The organism is Plantactinospora sp. CNZ321, from assembly GCF_004217235.1.
On sequence record NZ_SHKQ01000001.1, the window covers coordinates 7,477,519 to 7,503,970 of the forward strand.

At 73.1% G+C, this 26,452-nt stretch carries 20 protein-coding genes; 6 read left to right on the top strand and 14 right to left on the bottom strand.

Going from position 1 to position 26,452, the window contains the following annotated elements; translation table 11 throughout:
• Window positions 1-37: 37 nt before the first annotated feature.
• Window positions 38-2,977, top strand: coding sequence for an FtsK/SpoIIIE domain-containing protein (locus tag EV371_RS32555; RefSeq protein WP_486484886.1), 2,940 nt, complete (start codon window positions 38-40; stop codon window positions 2,975-2,977).
• Window positions 2,974-3,405, top strand: a complete 432-nt coding sequence (locus EV371_RS32560; RefSeq protein WP_130465429.1) for a hypothetical protein — start codon at window positions 2,974-2,976, stop codon at window positions 3,403-3,405. Before EV371_RS32555 ends, EV371_RS32560 begins: the two co-directional genes overlap by 4 nt.
• A gap of 82 nt (window positions 3,406-3,487) precedes the next feature.
• Here EV371_RS32560 and folE read toward each other — a convergent pair whose 3' ends face one another.
• From folE to EV371_RS34875, 4 genes are all read right to left on the bottom strand, one after another.
• The gene (gene folE, locus EV371_RS32565) at window positions 3,488-4,165 is read right to left on the bottom strand and encodes a GTP cyclohydrolase I FolE (protein ID WP_130465430.1); all 678 of its coding nucleotides are present in this window, start codon (window positions 4,163-4,165) and stop codon (window positions 3,488-3,490) included.
• Window positions 4,166-4,206: 41 nt separating this feature from the next.
• Window positions 4,207-6,234 carry an ATP-dependent zinc metalloprotease FtsH gene (gene ftsH / locus EV371_RS32570; RefSeq protein ID WP_130465431.1) on the bottom strand — a complete coding sequence of 676 codons (2,028 nt, stop codon included), beginning with the start codon at window positions 6,232-6,234 and terminating at the stop codon, window positions 4,207-4,209.
• Between the two features lie 516 nt (window positions 6,235-6,750).
• Window positions 6,751-7,326, bottom strand: coding sequence for a hypoxanthine phosphoribosyltransferase (gene hpt / locus EV371_RS32575; RefSeq protein WP_130465432.1), 576 nt, complete (start codon window positions 7,324-7,326; stop codon window positions 6,751-6,753).
• A gap of 102 nt (window positions 7,327-7,428) precedes the next feature.
• Window positions 7,429-7,560: a hypothetical protein gene (locus tag EV371_RS34875; protein WP_349340448.1), complete on the bottom strand. Its 132-nt coding sequence runs from the start codon at window positions 7,558-7,560 to the stop codon at window positions 7,429-7,431.
• A gap of 184 nt (window positions 7,561-7,744) precedes the next feature.
• Here EV371_RS34875 and EV371_RS32580 point away from each other — a divergent pair, with 184 nt between their 5' ends.
• The gene (locus EV371_RS32580) at window positions 7,745-8,728 is read left to right on the top strand and encodes a helix-turn-helix domain-containing protein (protein WP_130465433.1); all 984 of its coding nucleotides are present in this window, start codon (window positions 7,745-7,747) and stop codon (window positions 8,726-8,728) included.
• 93 nt (window positions 8,729-8,821) lie between these two features.
• Here EV371_RS32580 and EV371_RS32585 read toward each other — a convergent pair whose 3' ends face one another.
• The 5 genes from EV371_RS32585 to dacB form a co-directional block, all read right to left on the bottom strand.
• Window positions 8,822-10,033: a hypothetical protein gene (locus tag EV371_RS32585; protein WP_130465434.1), complete on the bottom strand. Its 1,212-nt coding sequence runs from the start codon at window positions 10,031-10,033 to the stop codon at window positions 8,822-8,824.
• Window positions 10,026-10,556: an RNA polymerase sigma factor gene (locus EV371_RS32590; RefSeq protein WP_349340266.1), complete on the bottom strand. Its 531-nt coding sequence runs from the start codon at window positions 10,554-10,556 to the stop codon at window positions 10,026-10,028. The genes EV371_RS32585 and EV371_RS32590 overlap by 8 nt, the downstream gene beginning before the upstream one ends.
• Before the next feature lie 188 nt (window positions 10,557-10,744).
• A complete protein-coding gene (tilS, locus tag EV371_RS32595; RefSeq protein ID WP_130465436.1) occupies window positions 10,745-11,791 on the bottom strand; it encodes a tRNA lysidine(34) synthetase TilS in 1,047 nt (348 codons plus the stop codon).
• 6 nt (window positions 11,792-11,797) lie between these two features.
• Complete coding sequence (locus EV371_RS32600; RefSeq protein ID WP_130465437.1) at window positions 11,798-12,868, bottom strand: zinc-dependent metalloprotease; 1,071 nt, start codon at window positions 12,866-12,868, stop codon at window positions 11,798-11,800.
• A gap of 47 nt (window positions 12,869-12,915) precedes the next feature.
• A complete protein-coding gene (gene dacB / locus EV371_RS32605) occupies window positions 12,916-14,406 on the bottom strand; it encodes a serine hydrolase family protein (RefSeq protein ID WP_486484994.1) in 1,491 nt (496 codons plus the stop codon).
• A gap of 596 nt (window positions 14,407-15,002) precedes the next feature.
• Here dacB and EV371_RS32610 point away from each other — a divergent pair.
• Entirely contained in the window at window positions 15,003-15,509 is a 507-nt protein-coding gene (locus tag EV371_RS32610; protein ID WP_130465438.1) for an inorganic diphosphatase, read from the top strand.
• A gap of 90 nt (window positions 15,510-15,599) precedes the next feature.
• Here the strand turns inward: EV371_RS32610 and eccD are convergent, their stop codons facing one another.
• Window positions 15,600-17,027, bottom strand: a complete 1,428-nt coding sequence (gene eccD, locus EV371_RS32615) for a type VII secretion integral membrane protein EccD (RefSeq protein ID WP_130465439.1) — start codon at window positions 17,025-17,027, stop codon at window positions 15,600-15,602.
• Between the two features lie 315 nt (window positions 17,028-17,342).
• On the opposite strand from eccD, the gene eccCa reads away from it, so the two are divergent.
• Both eccCa and mycP read left to right on the top strand, forming a co-directional pair.
• Window positions 17,343-21,323 carry a type VII secretion protein EccCa gene (eccCa, locus tag EV371_RS32620; RefSeq protein ID WP_130465440.1) on the top strand — a complete coding sequence of 1,327 codons (3,981 nt, stop codon included), beginning with the start codon at window positions 17,343-17,345 and terminating at the stop codon, window positions 21,321-21,323.
• A 249-nt stretch (window positions 21,324-21,572) separates the two neighbouring features.
• Window positions 21,573-22,862 (top strand): type VII secretion-associated serine protease mycosin, encoded by a 1,290-nt coding sequence (gene mycP, locus EV371_RS32625; RefSeq protein ID WP_486484995.1) that lies wholly within the window; start codon window positions 21,573-21,575, stop codon window positions 22,860-22,862.
• Between the two features lie 50 nt (window positions 22,863-22,912).
• On the opposite strand, the gene EV371_RS32630 is transcribed toward mycP, so the two are convergent.
• From EV371_RS32630 to nth, 4 genes are all read right to left on the bottom strand, one after another.
• Window positions 22,913-24,091: a MarP family serine protease gene (locus tag EV371_RS32630; RefSeq protein WP_130465441.1), complete on the bottom strand. Its 1,179-nt coding sequence runs from the start codon at window positions 24,089-24,091 to the stop codon at window positions 22,913-22,915.
• 140 nt (window positions 24,092-24,231) lie between these two features.
• A complete protein-coding gene (locus EV371_RS32635; protein ID WP_130465442.1) occupies window positions 24,232-24,945 on the bottom strand; it encodes an NUDIX hydrolase in 714 nt (237 codons plus the stop codon).
• Window positions 24,942-25,652, bottom strand: coding sequence for a TlpA disulfide reductase family protein (locus tag EV371_RS32640; RefSeq protein WP_486484887.1), 711 nt, complete (start codon window positions 25,650-25,652; stop codon window positions 24,942-24,944). Before EV371_RS32640 ends, EV371_RS32635 begins: the two co-directional genes overlap by 4 nt.
• Window positions 25,649-26,443, bottom strand: coding sequence for an endonuclease III (gene nth, locus EV371_RS32645; RefSeq protein WP_349340264.1), 795 nt, complete (start codon window positions 26,441-26,443; stop codon window positions 25,649-25,651). The genes EV371_RS32640 and nth overlap by 4 nt, the downstream gene beginning before the upstream one ends.
• Window positions 26,444-26,452 lie beyond the last annotated feature (9 nt).

Sequence of the window (26,452 nt, forward strand, 5' to 3'; positions counted from 1 at the left end):
GGATACCGTCTCAGACCAGGACGAGGGAGTTGGTGCGGTGGACACCTGGAGGGGGCCGACCGGGCACGCCGCCACGCTGCGCTGGCGGGCCGCCGCCGGCACAGCCGCCGTACTGCACCGCCGGGCCGCCGCCACCACCGCCGCCGCGGCCACCGCCCTGGAGGCGATCCGGCCGATCCCCGCCGACCAGCGGGAGCAGCACGAACTCGCCGAACGGCTGCGCGCGGCGGCGAGCCAACTCGCTCCGGGGTGGCTCGGCGCACCGCTGGACGCCCAGTCCGAGGACGCCCCGCTCGGCGGCCCCGCCCGACCCGCCTTCGTGCGGATCGGCACCGCCCAACCACTGGACGACGCCCGGTTTCCGGTGGTGGTGCCGCTGCTCGGCACCGGCCACCTCACCGTCGACGCGGACAGCCGGGATCCCCGGGTCGCCGGGCTGCTCCGCTGCGTACTCCTCCGGCTGCTCGCCGCCGCCCCGGCCGGCTCGCTGCTGGTGCGGGGCGTCGACGCCACCGCCGAGGGCCAGCTCTTCGCCCCGTTCGCCCCGCTCGCCGACGCGGGCCTGATGCCGCCGCCGGCCACCGACCGCACCGGCCTGCGGGCCGTGCTGGCCGAGGCCGAGCAATGGGTACGCCCCACCCGGCCGGCCACCGCCCGCTACAACCGGCACGACCGCACCCTGCTGGTGGTGGTCGGCTCGCTGCCGGAGCTGTCCGAGCCGAGCGACCTGGCCCGGATCGGCGTACTGGCCCGGGAGGGTCCGGAGGCGGGGCTGCACCTGATCGTCGCCGGCTGGCCGCCTCCGCCACTGTCCGCGGAGACGAGTCAGGCACCGCTGGCCCGATCCACCATGATCGCGATGCGCAACCCGTACGCGCTGGTCGGCGACCCGCCCGGAGCCTCGTTCAGCGCTCCGGCACCGCACCTGCCGGGCACCGGTCTGGGCGCGCCGGTCTTCCTCGACGACTGCCCGCCGGTCCCGCTGCTGGACCGGGTCTGCCGGGACCTGGCCGCACGGTTCCACGCCGACTACCGGCGTACCCTCGACGACCTGCTGCCGGAGCCGGCGGCCGGATTCTGGGCCGAGTCCGCCGCCGCCGGGCTGAGCACCCCGGTCGGGCACGACGGCGACCGGACCGTGCCGCTCGGGTTCGACGAACGCACCCCGCACTGGCTGGTCGGCGGCCGGGGCGGCGCCGGCAAGAGCGCGTTCCTGGTGAACGTCCTCTACGGGCTCTGCACCCGCTACCACCCCGACGAGTTGGTGCTCTATCTGATCGACTTCGCCGACGGGACGGCGTTCGCCGAGTTCGTGCCGGAGCCGGCGGGCGGGTCCGGCGGCACCGGGCCGGGCGGGCCGTGGCTGCCGCACGTCCGGGCCGTCGGGGTGCAGGCCGACCGGGAGTACGGCCTCGCGGTGCTCCGCGAACTCGACGCCGAACTGGACCGTCGTGGCGCGGCGGAGCCGTCCCCGGCAGCGGTGGGGCCGGGCCATCCGGCCGGCGCGGCGCCGGTGCCCGCCCAGCGGGCCGACCCCGACCGCCGTGCCGCCCCCCGGATCCTCTGCGTGCTGGACGAGTACGCGGTGCTGCTGGCCGAGGAGGACGCGATCGGTGCCGAGGCACTGGTCCGGCTGGAGTCGGTGGCCCGACGGGGCCGGTCGGCGGGGGTGCACCTGATCCTGGCCGGCCGACCGGCGCCGGCCCTGGCCGCGCTGCGCGCCCGGCGGGACTCGTTCCTCGGGCAGTTCCCGGTCCGGGTGGCGCTGCCTGGCGGCACGGACGTGCTGGAGCCGACGAACGACTCGGCGGCGGGCCTGCCCCTGGGTACGGCGGTGGTGAACACCGCTGGCGGGCTGGGCGGTCCGCGCGGCGCGACCCGGGGGCACGAACGGACGGTCCGGTTCCCCGATCCGCACGCCGACCCGGGCGTGCTCAGCGGCCTGCGACATCGGCTCTGGGCAGACCGCCCGGCCGGCACGCCCGCTCCGGCCGTCTTCATCGGCTACCTGACCCCGCCACCGCCGCCGGTCCCGGCCGCCGATCCGGTCACACCCGGTGCCGGCGAACCGACGGAGACCGGCAGACCGGCCGGAACCGGTCGGCCGGCCGAGAACAGCGGTCCGGCCGAGAACAGCGGTCCGGCCGAGAACAGCCAGCCGGCCGAGAACAGCCAGCCGGCCGAGAACGACGAGCCGGCCGGAACCGGCGGAACAGCAGGCGTGGTGGACCTGCCGCACCCGGCGAACGCGCCGGTCGGGTTGCTGGTCGACGTGTCACCGCGCCCGGCGGAGTTACCGCTCGACCGGTCGCCCGGCCGGCATCTCGCGGTCCTCGGGCCGGATCGGTCCGGCGCCGGGGTCGTGGCCGGCGCGGCCCGAGGGCTTGCCGGGCAGCACCCCGCCGGCAGCATCGAGTTCGTGATCGCGGCCCCGGGCCCGGATCCGGTGGCCGAGGCACTGGCCGCCGAGCTGTCCCGGCGGCATCCGGTGTGCCGGGTGGACGCCGGCGGGCTGGCTGGCGCGCTGGGGCTTCCCGGACCCGGCTACCTGGTGGCGTTCGGGATGGACGAGCTGGCCCGCGTCGGCGACCCGCTGGTCGACCGGCTCCGGGCACTGCTGCGCGACGGACCGGGGCGGGGCGTACACCTGCTCGGCTGGTGGCGGGCGGTGGAACCGTTCGCCAGCCTGGTCGCCGAACCGCCTCAGCCCGAACCACCGGACGCCGAACGGCCGGGGACAGGACCGGCCGCCGATCCGGAGCCGGCGAACGGCACCGAGGCTGCCGTAACGCAGCCATCGGCCACTGTCGACGGGCTGCTCTTCCTCGACGTACCCGGGCCGGAGGTGACCCGGCTGCTGGGCCGGCCGGTACGGTGGCACCCCCGCCCCGGCCGGGCGCTGCTCTACGATCGCCGCACCGAGCTGGCCCGCCTGGTCGTCCCCTACGGCACACCGGACGGGGAAGGCACGCGGTGAGCGCAGACCCCTGGCAGGACTACCTGGCCGCCGCTCAGCGGCTGGACGCGGTACGGCGTTCCGCTGCCACCGCCGCCGCCGAGCAGGAGCGGGGCGTGCACAGCGCCCGGGAGGAGCTGGCCGGGCTCCGGGCCAGGCTGGTACCCCAGCAGTCCCGGCTGCGCGCGTTGGGCGTCTCCGAGGCCGAGCTGGTACCCACCGAGCCCGAGGTCGTGGCGGCCGGACAGGCGATGGCCGACGGTCACCAGGCGGTGCTGGCGGCGCTGCGGGATGCCCGGGCGACCGCAGACGCGGCGGACGCCGCCACCAGGCTGCCCGGCGCCGGCACGCTGCCGTGGACCCGGGTGCTGCTCTACGGCGCGCTCGTGACCGGCCTGCTGGGCCTGCTGACGGCGTTCTGCCTCGGCGGCGTCTACCTGATCAGATAGCCCAGGCGGGCCGGGTGGCCCCGGACCGGGGCGACTGCCCTGACCGGGGACGGGGCCGGCCGGATGGCCCCGAACGGCCGCCTCAGATGGCGCGGCCGGCGTTCAGGATCAGCGCCATCGCTTCGGAGCGGGATTTGGCGTCCCGTTGCAGCAGTCCGCGTACCGCCGAGGTGATGGTCTTGGCGCCGGACTTCTGGATGCCCCGCATCGCCATGCACATGTGCTCGCACTCCAGCACCACGATCACGCCGCGCGGCTCCAGCCTGGTCAGCAGCAGGTCGGCGATCTGCGAGGTCAGCCGCTCCTGCACCTGCGGCCGGCGGGCGTAGACCTCGACCAGCCGGGCCAGCTTGGAGAGCCCGGTGATCCGGCCGTTCTCGCCCGGAATGTAGCCGATGTGCGCCGAACCCCGGAACGGCAGCAGATGGTGCTCGCAGAGGCTCATCACGTCGATGTCCCGGACCACTACGAGTTCCTCGTGGTGGGCCTCGAAGGTGGTGCTGAGCACCTGGGCCGGGTCGACCCGCAGTCCGGCGAAGAGTTCGGCGTAGGCCCGGGCCACCCGGGCCGGCGTCTGGCGCAGGCCGTCCCGGTCCGGGTCCTCGCCGACGGCGATCAGGATCTCCCGGACCGCCTTCTCGATCCGGGCGAGGTCGACGGCATCCTCGACCGGCCCGCCGCCGAGCTTGCCGTTGACCAACCGGGCGGCGAGGTAGTCCAGCTCCTCGTCGCCGTCCGGCTCGGTGGCGGACGCGGACAGGCCGCCGGCAGTGATGTCGGCGGCCTGGTAGCTTGCTGCGCTCAGTGTGGACCATCCGAGTTGGGGGTGGTGTTGCTGGTGGTGTTGCCCCCGACGGTCGCCTGGACGCCGTCGGCCTCGGCCTGCGCCTTGAGCTTCTCCTTCTCGGCCGGGGTGAGCACCGGCGGCTCGGTCGACGGCTGCCGCTTGCCGAACCCGTTGTACGGCGCCATCGGCGGCCGCTTGACCACCCGGGCGCAGATCCGCGCCATGTCGGCCGTGGAGAGGGTCTCCTTCTCGATCAACTCCAGCACGAGGTTGTCCAGGACGTCCCGGTATTCCACCAGGATCTCCCAGGCCTCGTCGTGGGCCAGCTCGATCAGCGACCGGATCTCGGCGTCGATCTCGGCGGCCACCGCGTCCGAGTAGTCCCGCTCGTGCCCCATGTTGCGGCCCAGGAACGGCTCGTCGCCGCTGGTGCCGTACTTGATGGCGCCGAGCTTGCTGCTCATCCCGTACTGGGTGATCATCGCTCGGGCCAGCGCGCTGGCCTTGACGATGTCGTCCGCGGCACCGGTGGTCGGCTCGTGGAAGACGAGTTCCTCGGCGGCCCGGCCGCCCAGTGCGTACGCCAGGGTGTCGATCATCTCGGCCCGGGTCTGGGTGTACTTGTCCTCGGTCGGCAGCACCAGGGTGTGCCCGAGGGAGCGGCTCCGGGAGAGGATCGTGACCTTGTGCACCGGGGCGGAGTGCGGCAGTGCCCAGGCGACCAGAGCGTGCCCGCCCTCGTGGTAGGCCGTGATCTTCTTTTCCTTGTCGCTCATCACCCGGGTCCGGCGCTGCGGGCCGGCGACCACCCGGTCGATCGACTCCTCCAGCGCGTCGTTGGAGATCGCCCGCTTGTCGCTGCGGGCGGTCAGCAGCGCCGACTCGTTGATCACGTTGGCGAGGTCGGCACCGGTGAAGCCCGGGGTACGCCGCGCCACCGCGTCGAGGTCGACGTCGGGCGAGAACGGCTTGCCCTTGGCGTGCACCCGCAGGATCGCCTTGCGGCCCTCCATGTCCGGGGTGTCGACCGCGATCTGCCGGTCGAACCGGCCCGGGCGCAGCAGCGCGGGGTCGAGGATGTCCGGCCGGTTGGTCGCGGCGATCAGGATCACGCCGCCCTTGGTGTCGAAGCCGTCCATCTCGACCAGGAGCTGGTTGAGCGTCTGCTCCCGCTCGTCGTGGCCGCCGCCCATGCCGGCGCCACGGTGCCGGCCGACCGCGTCGATCTCGTCGACGAAGACGATCGCCGGGGCGTTCGCCTTGGCCTGCTCGAAGAGGTCGCGGACCCGGCTGGCGCCGACGCCGACGAACATCTCCACGAAGTCGGAGCCGGAGATCGAGTAGAACGGCACGCCGGCCTCGCCGGCCACGGCCCGGGCGAGCAGCGTCTTACCGGTACCGGGCGGGCCGAAGAGGAGCACACCTTTGGGGATCTTGGCGCCGAGGGCCTGGTACTTCGCCGGGTTCTGCAGGAAATCCTTGATCTCGTGCAGCTCCTCGACGGCCTCCTCCGAGCCCGCGACGTCCGCGAAGGTGGTCTTCGGGGTGTCCTTGGTGATCATCTTGGCCTTGGACTTGCCGAAGTTGAGCACCCGGGAGCCGCCGCCCTGCATCTGCGACATGAAGAGCAGCAGCAGGATCACCAGGATGACGATCGGCAGCAGGTTGACCAGCAGTGAGACGAAGAGGTTGTCCCCGGAGACCTCGGTGTCGATCGGACCGCTGATCCGGCCGGCCGCCTTGGCGGCGGCGACCGAGTTCCAGACCTCGTCGCCCACCTCGTACGGGAACTGGGCCTGGATCTTGTCCGTCTCGGTGTCACCGAACTTGGCCGCGCTCTTCAGGTCGAGCTGGAGCGTCTGCTCCTTGTCCTGGAAGATGGCCTTCTCGATGTCGCCCTTGTTGAGCTGGTCGAGCACCACGTTGGTCTCGACCTTGTGATAGCTCGGGCCGCCACTGAAGAATGAGCTGAGCGCTATCGCACCGATGATCACCAGGATGATCCAGACCACCGGGCGGCGGAAGAAACGCGTACGTTCCATGCTGTTGTCGAGCGCCTTAACGCCCGGACCCTCCTGATCGACGTCCTGATCGTCTGGTTGCCTTCTGTCGCCGCCGGAGCGACGGGCCGACACCGGGCCCTTGCGAGCCGGCCCCGACGCCGGGCGCTTGGTACCGCGCCGCGGTCATTCGACGGTACACCGTGAGCGAGAGGAGCGAGCCTGCGAGCCCTGGGGTAACAGGTCCGTCTCCGCCCGGGGTGCCGGGTGAGCACGGACCATTACCGAGCGCCTGACCCCGTACGGCCCATCTTTCGGGTCAAACTGGGCAGGGAACCCGGCGCGGGATGCTCCGCGCCACCACCGCATACCGTAACCGCGTTTCCTGGGAGCGCGCTGTACGTCGACTCGATATTTCGGCGATGACATTCAGGATGCTCAGGGCGTACCGGACATCGGTTCGCGTTGAAGACCGGACAAGGGGTCCGAGCCGGGCCGAAAAAGTCCCGTCCGGACGAGGACGAGCCGGAGGTCCGGCCGGCTCGTCGACGGGCCGGCTCAGGACCGGGCGTAGACCTCCGGCTTCAGCACGCCGACGTAGGGGACCTCGCGGTAGCGCTCGGCGAAGTCCAGCCCGTAGCCGACCACGAACTCGCTCGGGATGTCGAAGCCGACGTACTTCACCGGCACCGAGACCTTGATCGCGTCCGGCTTGCGGAACAGCGCCACCACCTCGACGCTGGCCGCCTTCCGGGACTCCAGATAGCGCAGCAGCCAGGAGAGGGTGAGCCCGGAGTCGACGATGTCCTCCACCACCACCACGTGCCGGCCGGCGATGTCCCGGTCCAGGTCCTTGCGGATCCGCAGGGTCCCGGAGGAGCTGGTGCCCTGCCCGTACGAGGAGAGGGCCATGAACTCGAGTTCGGCCGAGGGGCCGTATCGGCCCAGGGCCCGGGAGAAGTCGGCCATGAACATGACCGCCCCCTTGAGCACGCAGACCAGGAGGATTCCGTCCTCCACGGTTGCGTAGTCCGCGGCCACCTGTTTGGCCAGTTCCGCGATCTTTTCCCGAATCTGCTCCTCCGAGATGATCACGTGGTCGATGTCGGCGTCGTACCAGGAGCCCTGCACCATGCGCCTAGCCTGCCGTACGCCCCTTCGCGCCCGTCGCCGGGGCGGCACCTTCCCGCGGTGCCCACCCCGGCTGGCCAGGCGCGGACGGTTCGACCCGGTACCTCAGCCGCGGGGCGACGCCCGCCAGCCGCCGTTGCTGGGCCGCCAGTCGGCCGAGTCGCGGCTGTCGGCGGTGAGTCCGAGCATCGAGGCGAGGACCAGGACGAGGAAGAAGAGCGAGAAGAAGAGTTCCATGGCGGCGTGACCTCTCCGGTCGATGCGGCCGGCCCGGTATCGCGGGCCTGACCGGTCCTTTTGGTTCGCCGCCGGTGCGCACCGGCTGTCGTGACTCCAGTCTGCGCCGCCGGGTACCGTTCGGACAGTGGCAGCTTTGCCATACACCATCGAATTTCTGCCACATCTCGGCTAGCCTCGATCCATGCTCCGCAACGTGGCCGTGATCGCCCTGGAACCGGTGGCCCCCTTCGAGCTGGGGGTGCTCTGCGAGGTCTTCGGCACCGACCGGGTCGCCGACGGCTTCCCCGGCTACCGCTTCGACGTCTGCACCCACGACGGCAGGCCGGTCCGCACCCGGTCCGGCTTCGGCCTGACCCCGAGCGCGGACCTGACCCCGGTCGAGGACGCCGACCTGGTCGCCCTGCCCGCGATACACCGCATCGGCGCCCCGATCCCGGAGAGCGTGCTGGCGGCGCTGCGCCGCGCCGCCGACCGCGGGGCGTACGTGCTCAGTGTCTGCTCGGGCGCGTTCGTGCTTGCCGCCGCCGGCCTGCTCGACGGGCGCGAGTGCACCACCCACTGGAAGTACGCCGACCGGCTCGCCGAGATGTACCCGCTGGCCAAGGTGCGCTGCAACTCGCTCTACGTGCAGGACGGCAACCTGCTCACCGGGGCCGGCACGGCGGCCGGGATCGACGCCTGCCTGCACCTGGTCCGCCAGGAGCACGGCTCGGCGCTCGCCACCAAACTGGCCCGCCGGATGGTGGTGCCACCGCACCGCGACGGCGGGCAGGCGCAGTACATCGAGGCACCGATCGCACCCACCCCGGCGGCGCCCACCCTGGAGCCGGTGCTGAGCTGGCTGATGGAGCACCTCGACCGGCCACTCACCGTCGACGACCTCGCCGGCCGAGCGCACATGGCGCCCCGCACCTTCGCCCGGCGCTTCCGGGCCGAGACCGGCACCACACCGCACGACTGGATCACCAACCAGCGGGTGCTGCTGGCCCGGCGGCTGCTGGAGGAGACCGAGCTAAGCATCGACGCGGTGGCCAGCCGGGCGGGCTTCCGCGACGCGGCCACCCTCCGGCACCACTTCGGCCGCCGGCTCGGCGCCACCCCGCACGCCTACCGGTCGACCTTCCGGAGCCGCGCCCCGCACGACCAGGCCCTCCTCCCCGGCTGACCACAGCGGCATGGACGCACACAGACACCCGGCGTCGGCCGGCCGCCAGAGAAGCGACCGGCCGACGCCGGGGTGGAGGTCGATGCCGCCCGATCAGAACGTGATGGAGAACTCCGTTCGGTTGTTGTCCCCCTCCGGGTCACCCCAGGCGTCCGATTCACCCCAGCCTTCCTGCTGAACCAGCGCCTCCGGCACGAGTTCGATCTCGATCGCACGCGGAGCGGTGAACTCGAATGTGAAGGTCCGGCTCGCGTTCGGCTTGAGCGCGGGATAGTCACAGCTCACGCCCATGCTGCCGCTCGGATAGTTCTCCACCTCGCAACCGCCGGGCCGCACCAGGGTGAGCCCGCCGGGCAGGGTGAGGTGGACCACGTACGGCACCATCCCCGGGCCGAGGCTGCGCACCGTCACCGTCATGGTGCCCCGGCGTACACCGCCGTCCAGCGCTCCGAACGTCAGGTCGGAACTGGTCACCGTCAGATCACTGACCCTCTGGTTCGACGGGAAGGCGGTCGGCCCGCCGGCCTGGGTGAACCGGTCGCCGTTCCAGGCGTACGTACGCCACTGCTTCTGGGCGTACCCGGGCAGCGCCAGCTTCGAGCAGTGGTGCGGGGCCGGGTAGTCGACCACCTGTACCCGGACCGTGCCGGACTCCCCCGCCCGGACGTCGCAGATCCCCTTGATCGGCCCGGTCTGCGCGACAACCCGGCCGAGGGTACGGATCCGGCCGCCCGCGTCCCGGTCGAAGGCCAACACCTGGTATGCGGTCTCCTGGTCGCCGCAGGAAAGCCGGGCCACCGTCTCCCGCGCGCCGTCCCCGTCGAGGTCGGTGTGTACCACCTTGTCGAAGTTCATCCCGACCGAGTCTCCGATTCGATACCCGCCGTCGAAGCGCACCGAGCCCGAGACGCACTCCGAGACGATCGCGTCGGACGGCCAGGCGGGAATCTCCAGGGTGGCCCGGCTCAGCTCCGCCTGGCTGATCCGGCCGTCCGGCGGCGTCGTCGGGGGCGCGGACGGGGACGTGGACGCCGGGGGCGTGGTCGGCTCGGACTTCGGGGTCGGGGTGTCGGCGACGATGGACGGCGGTGGCCGCTGTGAGTCGTGACCGACCGCCGCGTACGCCGTGACGGGTCCGACCACGAAGAGCACCGCCAGCACCGCCGTGGTGATCGTCCTGGTTCGGCGCCGGTCGCGCACCGTGGCGTACGCCGCCTCCACCCCGAGTGGCTTCACCTGTGGCATGTTCTCGTTTCGGAACTCGGCGAAGGCGCCGGCCAGCACCTTGTCATCGAAGTCAGGCATGACGCTCCCCCTGTCCGGAAAGTTGGGCCGCGAGTGCCGTTCGGCCGCGATGCAGCCAGGACCTGACCGTCGCCTCGGCGACGCCATCCTGGCGGGCGATCTCGTTGACCGGAAGGTCCGCGAGATAGTAGAGAATCACCGCTCGCCGCTGCCGAGCTGGCAGCGCCTTGAGGGCCTGCGCCAGCGCCACCCGGTCCGGATTCGGCGCCGGGCTGTACTCCTCGCGCTGGCGTCGGAGGAACTGGGCGGCCGTCCTGGCCCGGCGCCACCGGTTGGTGGCGAGGTTCCAGGCCACCCGGCGTACCCAGGCCGACGGGTCGTCGTAGAGCGCGATCTTCTTCCACCGCGCGAGCGCCCGGCAGAACGCCTCCTGCACCACCTCCTGGGCGGCACCCATGTCGTTCGTGTACGCGAACAGTTGGACGGTCAACGGCTGGAAGTGCGCCGCGTAGAGCTCCTCGAAGTCGGATCGACCCGGTGGTCCGGTGTCGGCGAGCGCCGGCGGGTCGCCCTTGCCCTGCAACGCGATCACGCTGCCTTCCTTCCCTGGTGCGGCCGATCTTCCCGGCCGTTCGAAGGCAACACAGGTCGGGCAAGGGAAGCGTTGCAGATCATTCGGTGTGCTGGATGCCGTGGACATTGTGAACGGAGCACGGCGACGGGGTGATACTCGCCCGGACCGGCCCCGATACGACGCGGACGGGCCCAGGCCTACTCCGCGATCAACACCCCGCCGCGCCGGGTGGCCCGGATGCCGCCGGGCAGGTGCACCGCGCCCTGGCCGCGCCACGCATTGACCAACGCGTGCAGCGCCGCGATGTGCCGGTACGACAGCGCGGCCGGTGCCGCGCCCACCTCGCGGCACCAGAGGTGCAGCACCCGGGTACGCACCGCCGGCGGCATTCCGGCCAGCACCGGTACGGCCAGCCGGGCCGTGGCCGCTCCCGCCGGCTCGCCGGCCGCACGGGCCGTGGCCGCCCCCGCCTGCTCGCCGGCCGGCCGGATCAGCGCCTCGGCGTAGCCGGCCCGGGCCAGGTCGTCCAGCGCGGTGCTGTCCTCGGCCGCCAGCCGGGCGGTCCGGGCCAGGTTGTCCAGCACCCCGGGACCGAGCGCCCGGACCAGTACCGGCAGCACGTCGGAGCGGACCCGGGCCCGGGCGTACCGGTCGTCGGTGTTGTGCGGGTCCTCCCACGGGGTCAGCCCGAGCAGCGCACACGCCTTGCGGGTCTGCTCGCGGGTGACCTCCAGCAGTGGACGGGCCAGCGTCACCCCGGCGTACTCCCGGGTGGCCGGCATGCCGGCGAGCCCGCGCGGGCCGGCGCCCCGGGCCAGCGCGAGCAGCACCGTCTCGGCCTGGTCGTCGCGGGTGTGCCCGAGCAGCACGGTACCGGCGTCGTGCCGGTGGGCGGCCTCGACCAGTGCGCGGTACCGCGCCTCCCGGGCCGCCGCCTCCGGACCGCCCGGCCGGCCGGCGACCTCGACCGTCGCCACCTCGACCGGCCCGAAACCCTGCCCGCCGGCCCACCGCGCGACGTCGGCGGCCCGCCGGGCCGAGCCCTCCTGCAAACCGTGGTCGACGGTGACCAGCCCGGCCGGCACGCCCAGCCGGGGCGCCACGAAGGCGGTGCCGGCGGCCAGCGCGAGCGAGTCGGCGCCGCCCGAGCAGGCGACGAGGACCGGACGGTTCCGGGGTACGTCGTGCAGCGCCCGCCGGACCGCGACCCGGATCGCCGCGACCGGCGGCGGCAGGGCGGCCACGACCGGTCAGCCGGTGGTGGCGACCGGACCGACCGGACCGTGCACCCGGGTCACCCAGGCGTCCGGGTCGGCGAGTTCCTCCAGTCGGGGCAGGGTCAGCGGCGAGCTGAAGATCCGGTTGAAGCCCTCCATGCCGACCCGGTCCACCACACCGTGCACGAACTTGCGGCCCTCCGCGTACTGGCGCATCTTGACGTCGACGCCGAGCAGCTTGCGGATCGCCTTCTCCAGCGGGTTGCCGGACTCGCGGCGCCGGTTGAACTTCGCCCGGATCGACTCGACGCTCGGGATGACCTCCGGCCCGACGCCGTCCATCACGAACTCCGCGTGCCCCTCCAGCAGGGTCATCAGCGCGGTCAGCCGGTCGAGTACCGCCCGCTGGCCGGGCGTCTGCACGATGTCCAGCACGCTGGCCCGGCTCTCCGGGTTGCGGACCGCGTCGGAGAGGGTGCCGACGCCCCGGCGGATCCGGTCGAGGAAGTTGTCCCCGCCGGCCTGGGAGGCGTCGACGAACGCCTGCACCTCGCCGAGGAAGTGCCCGCGCATCCACGGCACGGCGGTGAACTGGGTGCGGTGGGTCACCTCGTGCAGGCAGACCCAGAGCCGGAAGTCCCGGGGATCGGCCTGGAGCTTCCGCTCCACCTCGACGATGTTCGGGGCGACCAGCAACAGTTGGCCGGGGTCGGCGGAGAAGACCTCGTACTGGCCGAGGACCCGGCCGGAGAGGTAGGCCAGTACCGTGCCGGCCTGCACCCCGGTCAGCCGGGAGCCGATCGTGTCGGTGATCACCCCCGGTGGCCTGTCCCCGGAGAGGCGGGTGATCAGCGGGGTGATCACCTCACGCAGCCCGGCGATGTTGGTCGCCGCCCAGTCCCGCCGGTCCACCACCCGTACCGGTGGATGGGCGACCTGTGGACGCAGCCCGGTGTACGCCAGCACGTGACCGGCGGCCTCGTCGGTCAGCCGACGCAGCTCGGACACCACCTCGGTCGCCTCGTCGTACGAGACCCGAGGTCCCGACTTTCCCAACGCCCCTGCGGTGGCGGCGGCCAGATCCCAGTCCACGAACTGCGCCATACCACCACCGTACCCGGGCACAACACGCCCAATCCCGACCTCGGGGGTCAGCGGCAGCCACACCGGGCCAGGGCGGTGACGATCCGGTCCAGTGCCGGCTGCGCCTGCAGCTGCCCCACCGGCACCTTGTTGGCGAGTACGGCGAAGGCCAGCAGCCGGCCGTCGGCGGTGGTCACCACGCCGGAGATCGCGTGCACCCCGCTCAGCGTGCCGGTCTTGGCCCGCACCACGCCCGCGCCGGCCGTGGTCGGCTGCTCGCCGGACCGGTCGAACCGGTCGCGCAGGGTGCCGGACCAGGCCGCCACCGGCAGCCCCGGGAACAGGTCGGCGAGCTCCGGCCGGGTCTGCTTCGCGGCCATCGTCAGCAGGTCGGTCAGCAGGCTCGGGGTGACCCGGTTGGCCCGGGACAGCCCGCTGCCGTCGGCGAGCGCACTCTCCGCCGCCGGCAGCCCGAGCTCGCCGACCATCTCGTCGACCGCCTCCGCCGCGCCGACGAACGAGGCCGGCTTGTCCCGGCTGAGCGCGACCTGCCGGGCCAGCGCCTCGGCCACCACGTTGTCGCTCTCCCGGAGCATGAACTCGACCAGCCGGATCATCGGCGGGGACTGGACCCGGCCCAGTTCGGCGCCGACGACCGGCGGCCCGGCGGTGCCGGGGCTGGCGCTGGCGGCCGTGTCCGGGGCGGTGGCGGCCGCCGCTGGCGCCGTGCCGCTCACCACCGCCGAGTTCGGCAGCCCGAGCAACCTGGCGAAGGCCCGCCCGGCGGCCTCGTCGGGCTTGGCGTACCGCGCCTGGCCCCGGCCCTTGTCCGCCGGGTTCCTCCGCGCGCCGTCGGTCATCAGCGCCGTGATCACCGCGCCGAATCCGCCGGTGGGGGCGTCCGGGTCCCAGTCCGGTTCGACGACCGGGCCGGGGAAGAGGGTCCCGTCGACGATCACCTTCGTCGGGGCGGTGCCGCCGAGCGCCTTCTTGACCTGGGCGGCGAGCCGGTCGAGCCGCCCAGCGCCCGGGTACCACCCGGTGGCGTCCACCGACAGCGTCGGGTCACCGGCGCCGATGATCACCACCTCGCCCGGGTTCGGCCCGGCCACCACCCGGGTCGCGATCCGGTACGCCGGACCACGTGCCGCGAGTACGGCAGCCGCGGTGACCAGTTTCGTGGTCGACGCCGGGACGGTCGGGGTGTCCTGGCCCTTCTCGTAGAGCACCTGCCCGGTGACCGCGTCGACGACCGAGATGTTCACCTCGTCGCCGAGGGTGGACGAGGTGACCAACGGGCCCAGCACGGCCCGTACGCCCTCGGGGGTGGGTACCGGAGCGTTCGCCCCGGCGGCCGCGAGCACGGGCGGTGGCGGCGGTTCGGCCGGGTCGACGGCACCGGGGGTCGGCGAGTCGCTCCCGCCCAGCCAGCCGTCCACCGGACCGGGGCGGACCACGGCCACCCCGGCGACGGCGAGGGCGAACACCAGGACGGCCGCGAGTACGCCGAGCAGCCGGCCCCGGCGCTGCCGTCCGGCCGGTGGTACGCCGCCGGGCACCGCGCCACCGCCGGACACCCCCGGCGGCAAGCTGCCCGGGGGCGGACCGCCCGGAGTCGGACCACCCGGCGGCAAGCTGCCCGGGGGCGGACCGCCCGGAGTCGGACCACCCGGCGGCAAGCTGCCCGGGGGCGGCGTACCGGATGGGAGTGGGCCGTTGCCGGAAGCCGGCGTTCCCGGCCCGCCCGGTGCGTCCGCCTCCGACCGCCCGGGCCAGGGCGGCGGTGCGGGCCGCTGCGGCGCGCCGGGCGCGTGGTTCGGGGTGTCCGACGGCGGGATCGGCAGGCTGGCCGGCAGCGGGACGACGGCCCGGCCACGGACCGGCGCGGGCCCGGTGGGCGGCTGCGGTCCGCCGACGCCCGGCACCACCACGCGACCCTGTGCGGGATGCTCCGGCGGGTTCCCTCCGGCCAGGCCCGAGTGTGAATCTTCACTCCCCACCGGCCCCTCCTCCCCGTCGAATTCTGCCTACGCGACACTACTTTGGTCCGAACACCGCACGGGGGCGGCGGCAAGGTGAATCGCGAGATCACCCGCGCAGGTGCCGATCGTTGTGGTTCCGTGGGCCAGCGCCGGCAAACGAGGGAGCGTGCGAGATGGATTTCGACGTCACGGTTGAGATCCCCAAGGGTCACCGCAACAAGTACGAGGTGGACCACGTGAGCGGCCGGATCCGGCTGGACCGGACCCTCTTCACCTCGACCCAGTACCCGGCGGACTACGGTTTCATCGAAGGCAGCCTGGGTGAGGACGGCGATCCACTCGACGCTCTGGTGCTGGTACCCGAACCCACGTTTCCAGGTTGCCTCATCCGGTGCCGGACGATCGGCATGTTCCGGATGACGGACGAGAAGGGCGGCGACGACAAGGTCCTCTGCGTGCCGTACGAGGACCCGCGCCAGGAGCACCTGCGGGACATACACCACCTCGGCGAGTTCGACCGGCTGGAGATACAGCACTTCTTCGAGGTGTACAAGGACCTGGAGCCAGGCAAATCGGTCGAGGGTGCCACCTGGGTCGGCCGGACCGAGGCGGAGGCGGAGATCCGGACGTCGTTCCGGCGGCACCAGGAAGCGGTCGAACGGGGCGAGTCACCACACTGACCCCCGCAACGGCAGCAACCGGCCGGTGGCACCCCGTCAAGGGTGCACCGGCCGATTTCGTCCCCGCCGCATGTTCCCGGCTGGGGGCGGTCAGCCGAGCAGGCCGCGGGCCTGGGCGTAGAGGCCCAGCACCGCACAGGCCACCGGCACCACCGCGATCACCATGATGGTGTCGACGAGATCGGCGGTCCGACCCAGGTAGGGTCCGGGCTCCCGCTTCGAGTAGGTCGCGCCGGCCGCGACCACCACCAGGGCGAGCACCAGGCCGCCGCCGGCGAGCAGCAGCAGGCCGGTCTCCTGCATCCGGAACAGCAGGGCGATCCCGAGCACCACGGCGGAGCCGATCCCGGCCGCCATCAGCGGTACCCGCTGCCGGACCGTGACGAAGAGCCGGGACCGCAGCAGCAGGGCCGCCGCCGAGACCGCGACCATCAGCCGGCCGGAGAACCCGCCCGCCACCACCAGCACCAGCGCCGCCACCACGGCCAGTACGGCATGCCCGACCAGCATCCCGGTGAGCATCTCCTCGGTCCGGGCGACCGCCGCGAAGACCCGTCCCCGGTCCGGCCGCTCCCGCACGCCGCTCGGCATCGGGGTGGTCGCGGTGAAACCCTCGGCCGCCTCGGCACCGGTGGGTAGCGTGATCGGCGGCATCGGCAGCTTGCCGAAGCGGATCGCCAGCAGCGGCAGCATGCCGATCGCACAGACCAGCGCGGCCATCAGGATCGCCGCCGAACCCGCCGCCGAGACCACGAACCCGACCAGCGCGGCCAGCGCGCCGAGCAGCCCGACCGAGACACCGGCGGCGAAGACCCGCAGCCCGGCGGCGACCCCGACCATGCCGAGCACCGCGATCAGCAGCAGCGCGACCGAGCCGGCCAGCGCCTCCGGCGCACCGAGCCAGCCGACCCACCCGATCACGCCCACCGGGTCCCCGGAGGCGACCAGCAGGGCGCCGCCGAAGAAGGCGAACGGCATCGCGTACCCGCCGAGGGCGGCACCGGCCGTGGCGTCCCCGTACGCCCGGGAGGCCACCACCGCACTCAGCGACAGCAGTACGGCCGCACCGAGCGCGACGAAGGCGCCCATCTCCCACAGCGTGCCACCGGCCACGACCGCGAGCAGGCAGACGGCGAGCAGACCGCCCGCCGCACCGAGCGTGCCGATCCGGGTGTTCCGCCCGGACCACGCGCTGCCCCGGCGCCTCGCCCCGTCGGCGATCGCCTCCACCACGTCGTCGTATTCCAGCTCCGGCCACTGTGCCCGGGCCGGCACCAGGTGCAGCACGTCGCCGTCGCGGACGCCCTGCGGCAGCAGTGCCTTGCCGGCCGCCAACGGCGCGCCGTCGGTACGGCGCAGCAACCACCCGCCGTGTTTCTCGCCGTCGTCGGCCAACCCCTCGCCGGCGTGCCGGAGTACCTCGGGCAGGAGTTCGGCCAGCGGCAGGTGTTCGGGCAGCGCGACGTCGACCCGTCGTTGCGGCGCGCTGATCGTGACGCGGGCGAGCCCGGTACTCATCGACAGTCCTCCATCGAGGGGGCAACCCATGGCTGCGCGGACGACCGCACTTTACCTAGGATGGGTCACACTCGTCCGACCGAGCGCGATGACATTTGCGACGCGGGGGCGTCGGATGGCCCGCCGGGACGGCTCGACGGTTCCACCGGCGCGGCCTTAGGGGAGGTCTCAGATGGACACGGGTGGCCAGGGCCGGAGCGGCAGCGGCCGTGCCGGACGTGCCCCGGAGCTCGACGTACGGCCTTGTGGCGGCCGGTCCGGGCAGGTGGGCACCGATCGGCGGGACAGCACGGACAGACCGGCGGGAGGCGACCGATGAGCACCGTCGTCATCAAGCGTCCGCCGCGCCGGCCGGCGCCGGAGGTCCCGACCGGCGAACTCGCCGTCGAGGCACCGCCGGAGATCCCGCAGGCGACGGGCGGCAAGTGGCAGCAACTGATGATGGTGCTGCCGATGCTCGGCGGCTCGGTCGCGATGGCGATGATGTTCGGCCGGGGCGGCGGCGCCTACTCGTACGTCATCGGCGCGATGTTCGGCGTCTCCTCGCTGGCGATGGTGGCGTCCTCCTGGGGCAGCGCTTCCGGTTCGCCCAAGAAGTCCGAGATGATGCAGGCCCGTCGGGAGTACCTGCGGCACCTGGCCACCCTGCGGCGCCGGGTCCGGGAGACCGCGTCGAAGCAGCGGGCCGGCCTCTTCTACCGGCATCCCGACCCGACCCAGCTCTGGTCCACTGTGGGCAGTTTCCGGGTCTGGGAGCGGCGCCCCAGCGACGGTGACTTCGGCGTCGTCCGGGTCGCGGTCGGCCCGCAGACCCTGGCCACCCCGCTGGTGCCGCCGGTGACCCGGCCGCTGGAGGACCTGGAGCCGATGACCGCCGGCGCGCTGCGCCGGTTCCTCGACGCGTACTCGGTGGTGCCGGACCTGCCGGTGGCGCTCTCCATGCGGGGCTTCGCCCGGGTCTTCGTGCGCAACGCGCCGGGCCAGCCCGACCAGTCCCGGGACCCGGCCGGCGGCGACCCGCAGGCGCTGGCCCGGGCGGTGCTCACCCAGCTCTCGGTCTTCCACGCCCCCGACGAACTGCTGATCGCGATCTGCGCCGGCCCGGAACGCCGGGCCCGGTGGGAGTGGGCCAAGTGGCTGCCGCACGCCCACCACCCGACCGCCGTCGACGCGCTCGGCGCGGTACGCCTGGTGGCCAGCTCCGCGGTGGAGCTGGAGAAGCTGATCGACGACGTGGTCGGCAACCGCTCCCGGTTCAGCCTCTCCGGCCCGGCGACCGACGGCCCGCACGTGGTGATCGTGCTCGACGGCGGCGACCTGAACGGGGCCAGCTACCTGGCCGGGGACAGCGGCATCGACGCGGTGACCATCATCGACCTGGACAGCCCGCCGCCCCGGCTGCTGGACCGGGCCATGCTGGTGCTGGAGACCGACGGCGGCCGGCTGAACACCTACTCCATGGACGGGCAGGCCGAGGTCGGCACTCCCGACCGGCTCAGCGTCGAGGAGGCCGAGGCGGTCGCCCGACGGCTCGCCCCGCTGCGGCTCGCCGCCGCCCAGAAGGGCTCCTCGGACGAGTCACTGGTCAAGGAGATGACCCTCGGCGAACTGCTCGGGGTCGGCGACCCGGAGAACTTCAGCACCGTGCAGGGCTGGGCGCCCCGACCGAACCGCGACAAGCTGCGGGTGCCGATCGGCGTCGGCGGCGACGGCGGCGTGGTCGACCTCGACCTGAAGGAGTCCGCGCAGGACGGCATGGGCCCGCACGGCCTGCTCATCGGCGCCACCGGTTCCGGCAAGTCCGAGCTGCTGCGTACCCTCGTGCTCGGGTTGGCGGCGACGCACTCGTCCGAGGCGCTCAACTTCGTACTTGTCGACTTCAAGGGTGGCGCGACCTTCGCCTCGCTGGACCGGCTGCCGCACACCGCCGCAGTGATCACCAACCTCGCCGACGAGCTGCCGCTGGTCGACCGGATGGTCGACGCGATCAACGGCGAGATGATCCGCCGGCAGGAGTTGCTCCGCAAGGCCGGCAACTACGCCAACCTGAAGGACTACGACAAGGCCCGCTCCGGCGGTGCCGCGCTGGCACCGCTCCCCTCGCTGCTGATCATCTGTGACGAGTTCTCCGAGCTGCTCAGCGCCAAGCCCGACTTCATCGACCTCTTCGTGCAGATCGGCCGGCTGGGCCGGTCGCTCGGGGTGCACCTGCTGCTCGCCTCGCAGCGGCTGGAGGAGGGCCGGCTGCGCGGGCTGGACACGCACCTGTCGTACCGGATCGGTCTGCGGACCTTCTCCGCCCTGGAGTCCCGGGCGGTGCTGGGCGTGCCGGACGCCTACGAGCTGCCCCGGGCACCGGGACACGGCTACCTGAAGTTCGGCACCGAGCCGCTGGTCCGGTTCAAGGCGGCGTACGTCTCCGGGCCCTACCAGAAGACCACCGCGGGTGGGCCGGGCGCGCAGGGCTACACCGGTCCCCGGCTGCTGTCGTACTCGACGCACCACGTCCCGGTGCCCAAGCCGGTGGTGCCGGCCACCCCCAAGCCGGCCCCGGAGGATCCGGCGGCGCAGAGCCTGCTCGACGTGATGGTCTCCCGGCTGGTCGGCCAGGGTCCGCCGGCCCACCAGGTGTGGCTGCCGCCGCTGTCCCAGGCACCGGCCCTGGACGAGATCCTCGGCCCGGTGGTCACCGACCCGTCCCGAGGACTCACCTTCGGCAACCCCGAGTTGCACGGCGCGCTCCAGGTGCCGGTCGCGATGATCGACAAGCCGTTCGAACAGCGCCGCGACCTGCTCTGGCTCTCCCTGGAGGGCGGCGCCGGGCACGTGGCGGTGGCCGGCGGCCCGCAGTCCGGCAAGTCGAGCCTGCTGCGCACCCTGATCTGCGGCCTGGCGCTCACCCACACCCCGGCCGAGGTGCAGGTCTACTGCCTCGACTTCGGCGGCGGCTCGCTCGCCTCGCTGCGCGAACTGCCGCACGTCGGTGGGGTCGCCGGCCGGGCCGAGGCGGCGGCGGTGCGGCGTACCGTCGGCGAGATCGCCACCCTGCTCAACGATCGCGAGCAGCGCTTCGCCGAGCTGGGCGTGGAGTCGATGCCGGCGTACCGGAAGCGGCGGGCCTCGGCCGGCGGCGTCGGGGTCGGCGCGGACCCGTTCGGTGACGTGTTCCTGGTCATCGACGGCTGGCCCACCCTGCGTGGCGAGTACGACGACCTGGAGCCCCTGGTCACCGACATCGCCACCCGCGGCCTCTCGTACGGCGTGCACGTGGTGGCGGCGGCGCCCCGCTGGATGGACTTCCGGCCGGCGATCCGCGACCTGTTCGGCTCCCGGCTGGAGCTGCGGCTCGGTGACCCCACCGACTCGATCATCGCCCGCAAGGCGGCGGCGAACGTGCCGGAGAAGACGCCGGGTCGCGGTATCACCGCCGAGAGCCTGCACTTCCTGACCGTGCTGCCGGAGCTGTCCAGCCTCGGCGGCGGCCAGACCCAGGCTCTGGTCAAGGCGGTCGCCGGCAACTGGAGTGGCGCACCCGCCCCCCGGGTCCGGCTGCTCCCGCCGGTGCTGCCCTACGCCGACCTGGACGTCGCCGGTGCGACCGGCCTGCGGCTGCCGATCGGCATCTCCGAGGCCGACCTCCAGCAGGTCTCGATCGACTTCGCCTCCGAGCCGCACTTCCTGCTCTTCGGCGACGCCGAGTGCGGCAAGTCGTCGTTCCTGCGGGCGCTGGCCACCTCGATCACCAGCCGGTACACCCCGGAGCAGGCCCGGATCATCCTGGTCGACTTCCGGCGCAGCCTGCTCGGCGTGATCCAGTCCGACCACCTGATCGGGTACGGCACCGCCGCCCAGGCGACCAGCGAGCTGATCGAGTCGGTCGCCGGCTACATGCAGCGCCGGCTGCCCGGCCCGGACGTCACCCCGCAGCAGTTGCGGGACCGCTCCTGGTGGACCGGGCCGGAACTGTTCGTACTCGTCGACGACTACGACCTGGTCGCCACCGGGCCGAACAACCCGCTGCTGCCGCTGGTGGAGTACCTCCCGCAGGCCCGGGACGTCGGTCTGCACGTGGTGCTGACCCGGCGTTCGGGGGGCGCCTCCCGGTCGCTCTACGAGCCGATCATCCAGCGCCTCCGGGAACTCTCCTCCCCCGGGCTGGTGATGTCCGGCAGCAAGGACGAGGGCGCCCTGATCGGCTCGGTACGCCCCGGCCCGATGCCGCCCGGCCGGGGTCGGCTGGTGACCCGGAAGGAGGGCATCCGGCTGGTGCAGCTCGCGTACCTTCCGTCGAGCTGACCGCTCTCGTCGGGCGGAGCCTCCCGGGGGCTGGGTCTCGTCGGGTCCGTCGTTCCGTCGGATCCGTCCTTCCGTCAGGTCCACAGGGCCGGAGGACCTGATCACCAGGGCGGCTCGATCCTCGGTCTCGGGGCGGTGGACAGTGGATCTCAGATCGGTTGCAAAGTTTCGCCACGCGACGGGGGTGAAACGGGGTAACCTCCGTGCATCATGTGTCCCCCGGGGTGAAATGACCATGCTGTGACCAGGCTGCCGCATCAATACGAACGTGCCGTCGCCCGGGTCGCCGGAGCGGCGCTGCTCGCCACGGCCGGGATCGCCGGATCGCTGTTCGGTCCGCGGCCGGCACCGGCGACCGCCGCGGTGCCGGCACCGCCGGCCAGCCTGCCCGTGCTGGCCGACGCGGTGCGCGACGAGCAGTGGCAGTTGGCGGAGTTCAACGCCAAGGCGCTCTGGAAGGTCGCCTCCGGCAAGGGCGTCACGGTGGCGGTCGTCGACTCCGGGGTGGACGCCTCGCACGCGGATCTCGCCGGGCAGGTGCTGCCCGGCATCGATCTGGTCGAGGGGATCGGCGACGGCCAGACCGATCCGGTCGGGCACGGCACCACGGTCGCAGCGCTGATCGCCGGGCGCAACGACGACACCAGGGGCGTGGCCGGGCTCGCCCCCAAGGCCAAGATCCTGCCCGTCCGGGTGCTCGACGAGGAGAACCGCTACGACGACGCGCTGATCGTCGCGAAGGGCGTCCGCTGGGCGGTCGACAACGGCGCCCAGGTGGTGAACCTGTCGCTGGGCGGCACCGCGGAGAGCCCGGCGCTCGCCGCCGCCCTCGACTACGCCTTCGCCCGGGACGTGGTCGTCGTCGCCTGCACCGGCAACTTGGGCTCGTCCGCCGGAAAACGGGTCTGGTACCCGGCCCGTGAGCCGGGCGTCGTCGCCGTGGCGGGGTTGGAACGCGAGAGCGACGCCCTCTGGTCAGGCTCGATCACCGGCCCGGAGACCGTGCTCTCCGCCCCGGCCACCGGCCTCACCGGCGCCCGGCCGAACGGCTTCTGGCGGGTCCAGGGGACCAGCTTCGCCGCGCCGCTGGTGGCCGCGGCGGCAGCCCTGGTCAGATCGCACTGGCCGAAGATGACCGCCGCTGACGTGGTCAACCGGCTGATCAACACCGCTCGGGACGTCGGGCCGTCCGGCCGGGACGACCGGTTCGGTTTCGGCGTCGTCGACCCGCTCGCCGCGCTGAACGGCGAGGTGTCGAGCGTACGGACCAATCCGCTGGACGACGGCGCCGCCCCGCCCGGGGTCGCCGGCTTCGGCTCGGCACCCGCTCAGGAGTCGGCGACGCCGTCCGCCACCGACCCGGCGGAGAGCGTGGGCACGGCGGCGTCCGGCCACTCGGCCGACTGGAATGCCGAGCCGGCGGGCGACACGGTCGGCCACCAACTGCCCGGGCTGTGGAGCGGCGGCGTCCTCCTGCTCCTGGTCGTCCCCGCGGCCGTGCTGGTGGCCCGGCGTCGGGCCCGGCGGAACCGCCCCTGACCCCACCAGCCGGCCGGCGGAACGTCCCTGCCGCCGTCCCCGCCACCGCCTCAGGTGCAGGCACCGGTGTTGGTGACCCGGGTCCGTTCCAGGCCGGTGCTGGCGGTGGAGCGGGCCTCGTCGGCGGTCACCGCGAAGCCGGTGTTCGGGTCGTCGGCCGCCGCCGCGAAAATCACCCCGAGCACCTGGCCGTCCGGGGCCACCAGCGGGCCGCCGGAGTTTCCGCTGCGGACCAGCCCCCGGATCGTGTAGATCTCCCGATTGACCCGGCCCGACTCGTAGATGTCCGGGCCGGTGATCTGCCCGACGTCCCTGATCCGGGCCGGCTGGGCGTTGTAGGGGCCGTCCAGGGGGAATCCGAGCACGATCGCGTCATCCTCGATCGCCGCCTGCCCGGTGGCGAACCGCATCACCGGAGCGGACAGCTCCGGCACGTAGAGCACCGCCAGGTCGCGGTCCGGGTCGTAGACGACCACCCGGGCACTGTGCCGCTCGCCGGCCAGTTCGACCCGGACGCTCCGGGTGCCGGCCACCACGTGCGCGTTGGTCATCACCCGGTTCTCGGCGTACACGAAACCGGAGCCCTCGATCCGGCGGGAGCAGCTGGGCGCGTTGCCGAGCACCTTGACCACCGAACGTCGCCCGTTAACCACCACCTGCGAGCCCGCCAGGGCCGGGTCGGGCGAGGCCACCTCGCGGGACCGGGTCGGGGCCAACCCGCCGAACACGTCCGGGAATCCGTTGGTGTCGACGGTGTCCCGCAACGCCCGGGACAGCGCCTGCGCCTCCGGTGGCAGTACCCGGTCCACCACGGTCAGCAGCGCGCTGTTGCGGACCGCGCTGGCTAGCCAGGGCAGCGACGAGGAGGCCAGCGGAACGGCCACCAGCCAGGCCACCAGGAGTACGGCGAAGAGCGAGACCACCGCCCCACCGACGTCGTCGGCCGTCCGTCCGGCCCTGCTGGTGATGGCGTGCCGCAGGTGTGAGCCGAGCCAGCCGGCGAGGGCCTGGCCGAGCACCGCCAGGCCGAAGATCGAGACCAGCGCCACCACGATCCGGGTCGCGTTGCTGGTGAACTGCTCCGCGAGCAGCGGACCGACCTGCAACCCGAGCAGGGCGCCGCCGAAGAAGCCGGTGAAGGAGAGCAGGCCGATCACGAATCCCTGCCGGTAGCCGCTGATCGCGAACAGCAACATGAGCAGGATCAGGACCACATCCACCACCGACACCCGTTCAGGGTACGGGGGAGACCTGGGAACGGCCTTGGCCACCGGTGCCCAGCGCCGGATCAGTTGCCGCACGGCCCGCCCTACGGCCGCCGCCGGAACCGGTCCGCACCGACCCCCACCAGGCAGGGTGTACGCCCCACTCAGGAGGATGGCGCCGCGTCCCGCTCCTGCACCGCGTCACGGTTCTCCACGCCCGGGGCGGGACTCGGGGGCGGGCTCGCCGGCGGCAGGTCGAGTACCCGGTCCTGCGGCCACGGCCGCGCCCAACCGGCCATCTCCAGCAGGGTTGCCAGCACCCCTGCGGTGAAGCCCCAGACCAGCATCCCCCGGGCCTGGAAGGCAGGGCCGATCCAGCCACTGGGGTGGCGTACCCGGACCCGGTTGGCCGGGTCGACGAGTTCGGTGACCGGCAGCCGCGCGACGTGTGCCACCTCGGCCGGCTCCCGGGAGTGCACCGGATGCGGCCGGTGCCACCAGGCGAGTACCGGGGTGACCACGAAGTCGCTGACCGGAATCCACAGCCGGGGCAACTGGGCCAGCACGGTGACGCTGCTCGGGTCGAGGCCGACCTCCTCGTGCGCCTCTCGCAGGGCGGTCGCCGCCGCGTCCTCGTCACCCGGGTCGCAGGCCCCACCGGGAAAGGCCGGCTGCCCGGCATGGGTGCGCAGGGTCGCGGCCCGTTGCAGGATCAGCACGTCGAGCCCGTGCTCCGGCTGCTCACCGAGGAGCACCAGTACGGCACTGGCCCGCCCGCGGTTGGCCGGGGTGCGCAACTGGGTGAAGTCCTCGGTACGGGCGGACCGGACCCGGGTGAGCAGCGGCTCGCACCACGCCGGGAGTTGGTACTCGGTCACGACGGCACCGCCACCCCCAGGTGCCGGCGGACCAGCGTCGCCAGCTCGGCGTCGTCGAGGGCACCCGTCTCGTCCCGGTGCCGGATCCGCCCCTCCGCGTCCACGAAGAGCGTGATCGGCAGTACCGGTCGGCCGCCCAGCTCGGTCAGCAGCTTCTTGTCCCGGTCGTAGAGGCTGGGGAACTCCAGCCCGAAGTCCTCGCCGATCGACGCGGCGGCGGGTCGGGCGTCCCCGCTGTTCACCCCGACCACCCGGAGCCGGTCGCCGGCCCGCTCGGTGAGCCGTTGGAAGGCCGGCAGCTCCTTGCGGCAGGGCCGGCACCACGAGGCCCACAGGTTGACCACGGCCGGTCCGCGCAACTCGCCGACGTCGACCTCGCCGGTCCCGACGAAGCAGGGCAGCCTCAACGCCGGCAGCGACCGCCCGACCATCGAACCGGCCGGTGCATCGGCCGTCGAGCCGACCTTCGAGCCGGCCGTCGAGCCAACCGGTGCACCGGCCGTCGAGCCGACCGTCGAGCCAACTGCTGGAGTGCCGGGGGTGGCGAGCGGGGCGGTCAGGGTGGTGCAGTCGGCGAAGGCGGTGGTCGTGGCGCTCTCCCCACCCGCCGTCGGGTCAGCGTCCCGCGGTGCCGCGTCCGGCCCGGTACAGGCGGCGGCGAGCAACACCAGTGCCAGCAGCGACCCGCCGGGACGCAACCACCTCACGGGGTGTCGCCGACGGCGGCGGTCGCCGGCACCAGGTCGGGATCGACCCCGGCCTGCGCCGCCAGCTCGCGGGCCCGGGGGCCCTTGAGCAGTTTCGCGGCGGCGGCCGGGTCGGTCGGGCCGAGCCCGTAGGAGGGGCAGAGCCGGGCCAGTGTGCAGGCACCGCAGGCGGGCTTGCGGGCGTGGCAGACCCGCCGGCCGTGGAAGATCACCCGGTGCGAGAGCATCGTCCAGTCGCGGCGCTCGAAGAGCGCGCCGACGGCGTGCTCGATCTTGACCGGGTCGGTCTCGGTGGTCAGCTCCCACCGGTGCACGAGCCGGTCGAAGTGGGTGTCGACGGTTATCCCGGGCACCCCGAAGGCGTTGCCGAGGATGACGTTGGCGGTCTTGCGACCGATCCCGGGCAGCGCCACCAGGTCGGCCATCCGGCGCGGCACCTCGCCGTCGTGCCGCTCGACCAGCTGACGACCGAGATTGATCAAGGAGTTGGTCTTGTTCCGGAAGAAGCCGGTGGGTCGGATCAGCTCCTCCAGCTCGGCCCGGTCCGCCCCGGCGTAGTCGGCCGCGGTCGGGTAGCGAGCGAACAGCTTGGGCGTCACCTCGTTGACCCGCTGGTCGGTGCATTGCGCGGAGAGGATGGTCGCGACGGCCAGTTGCAACGGACCCTGGTGGTTGAGCTCACAATGGGCGTCGGGGTGCGTCTCGGTCAGGACCCGGCCGATCCGCCGCGCCCGCCGCTTGCGGCCCAGCTCGGTTTCGACGGTACGCCGGGTCGGCCGCGTTGCCCGGATCGCCCGGGT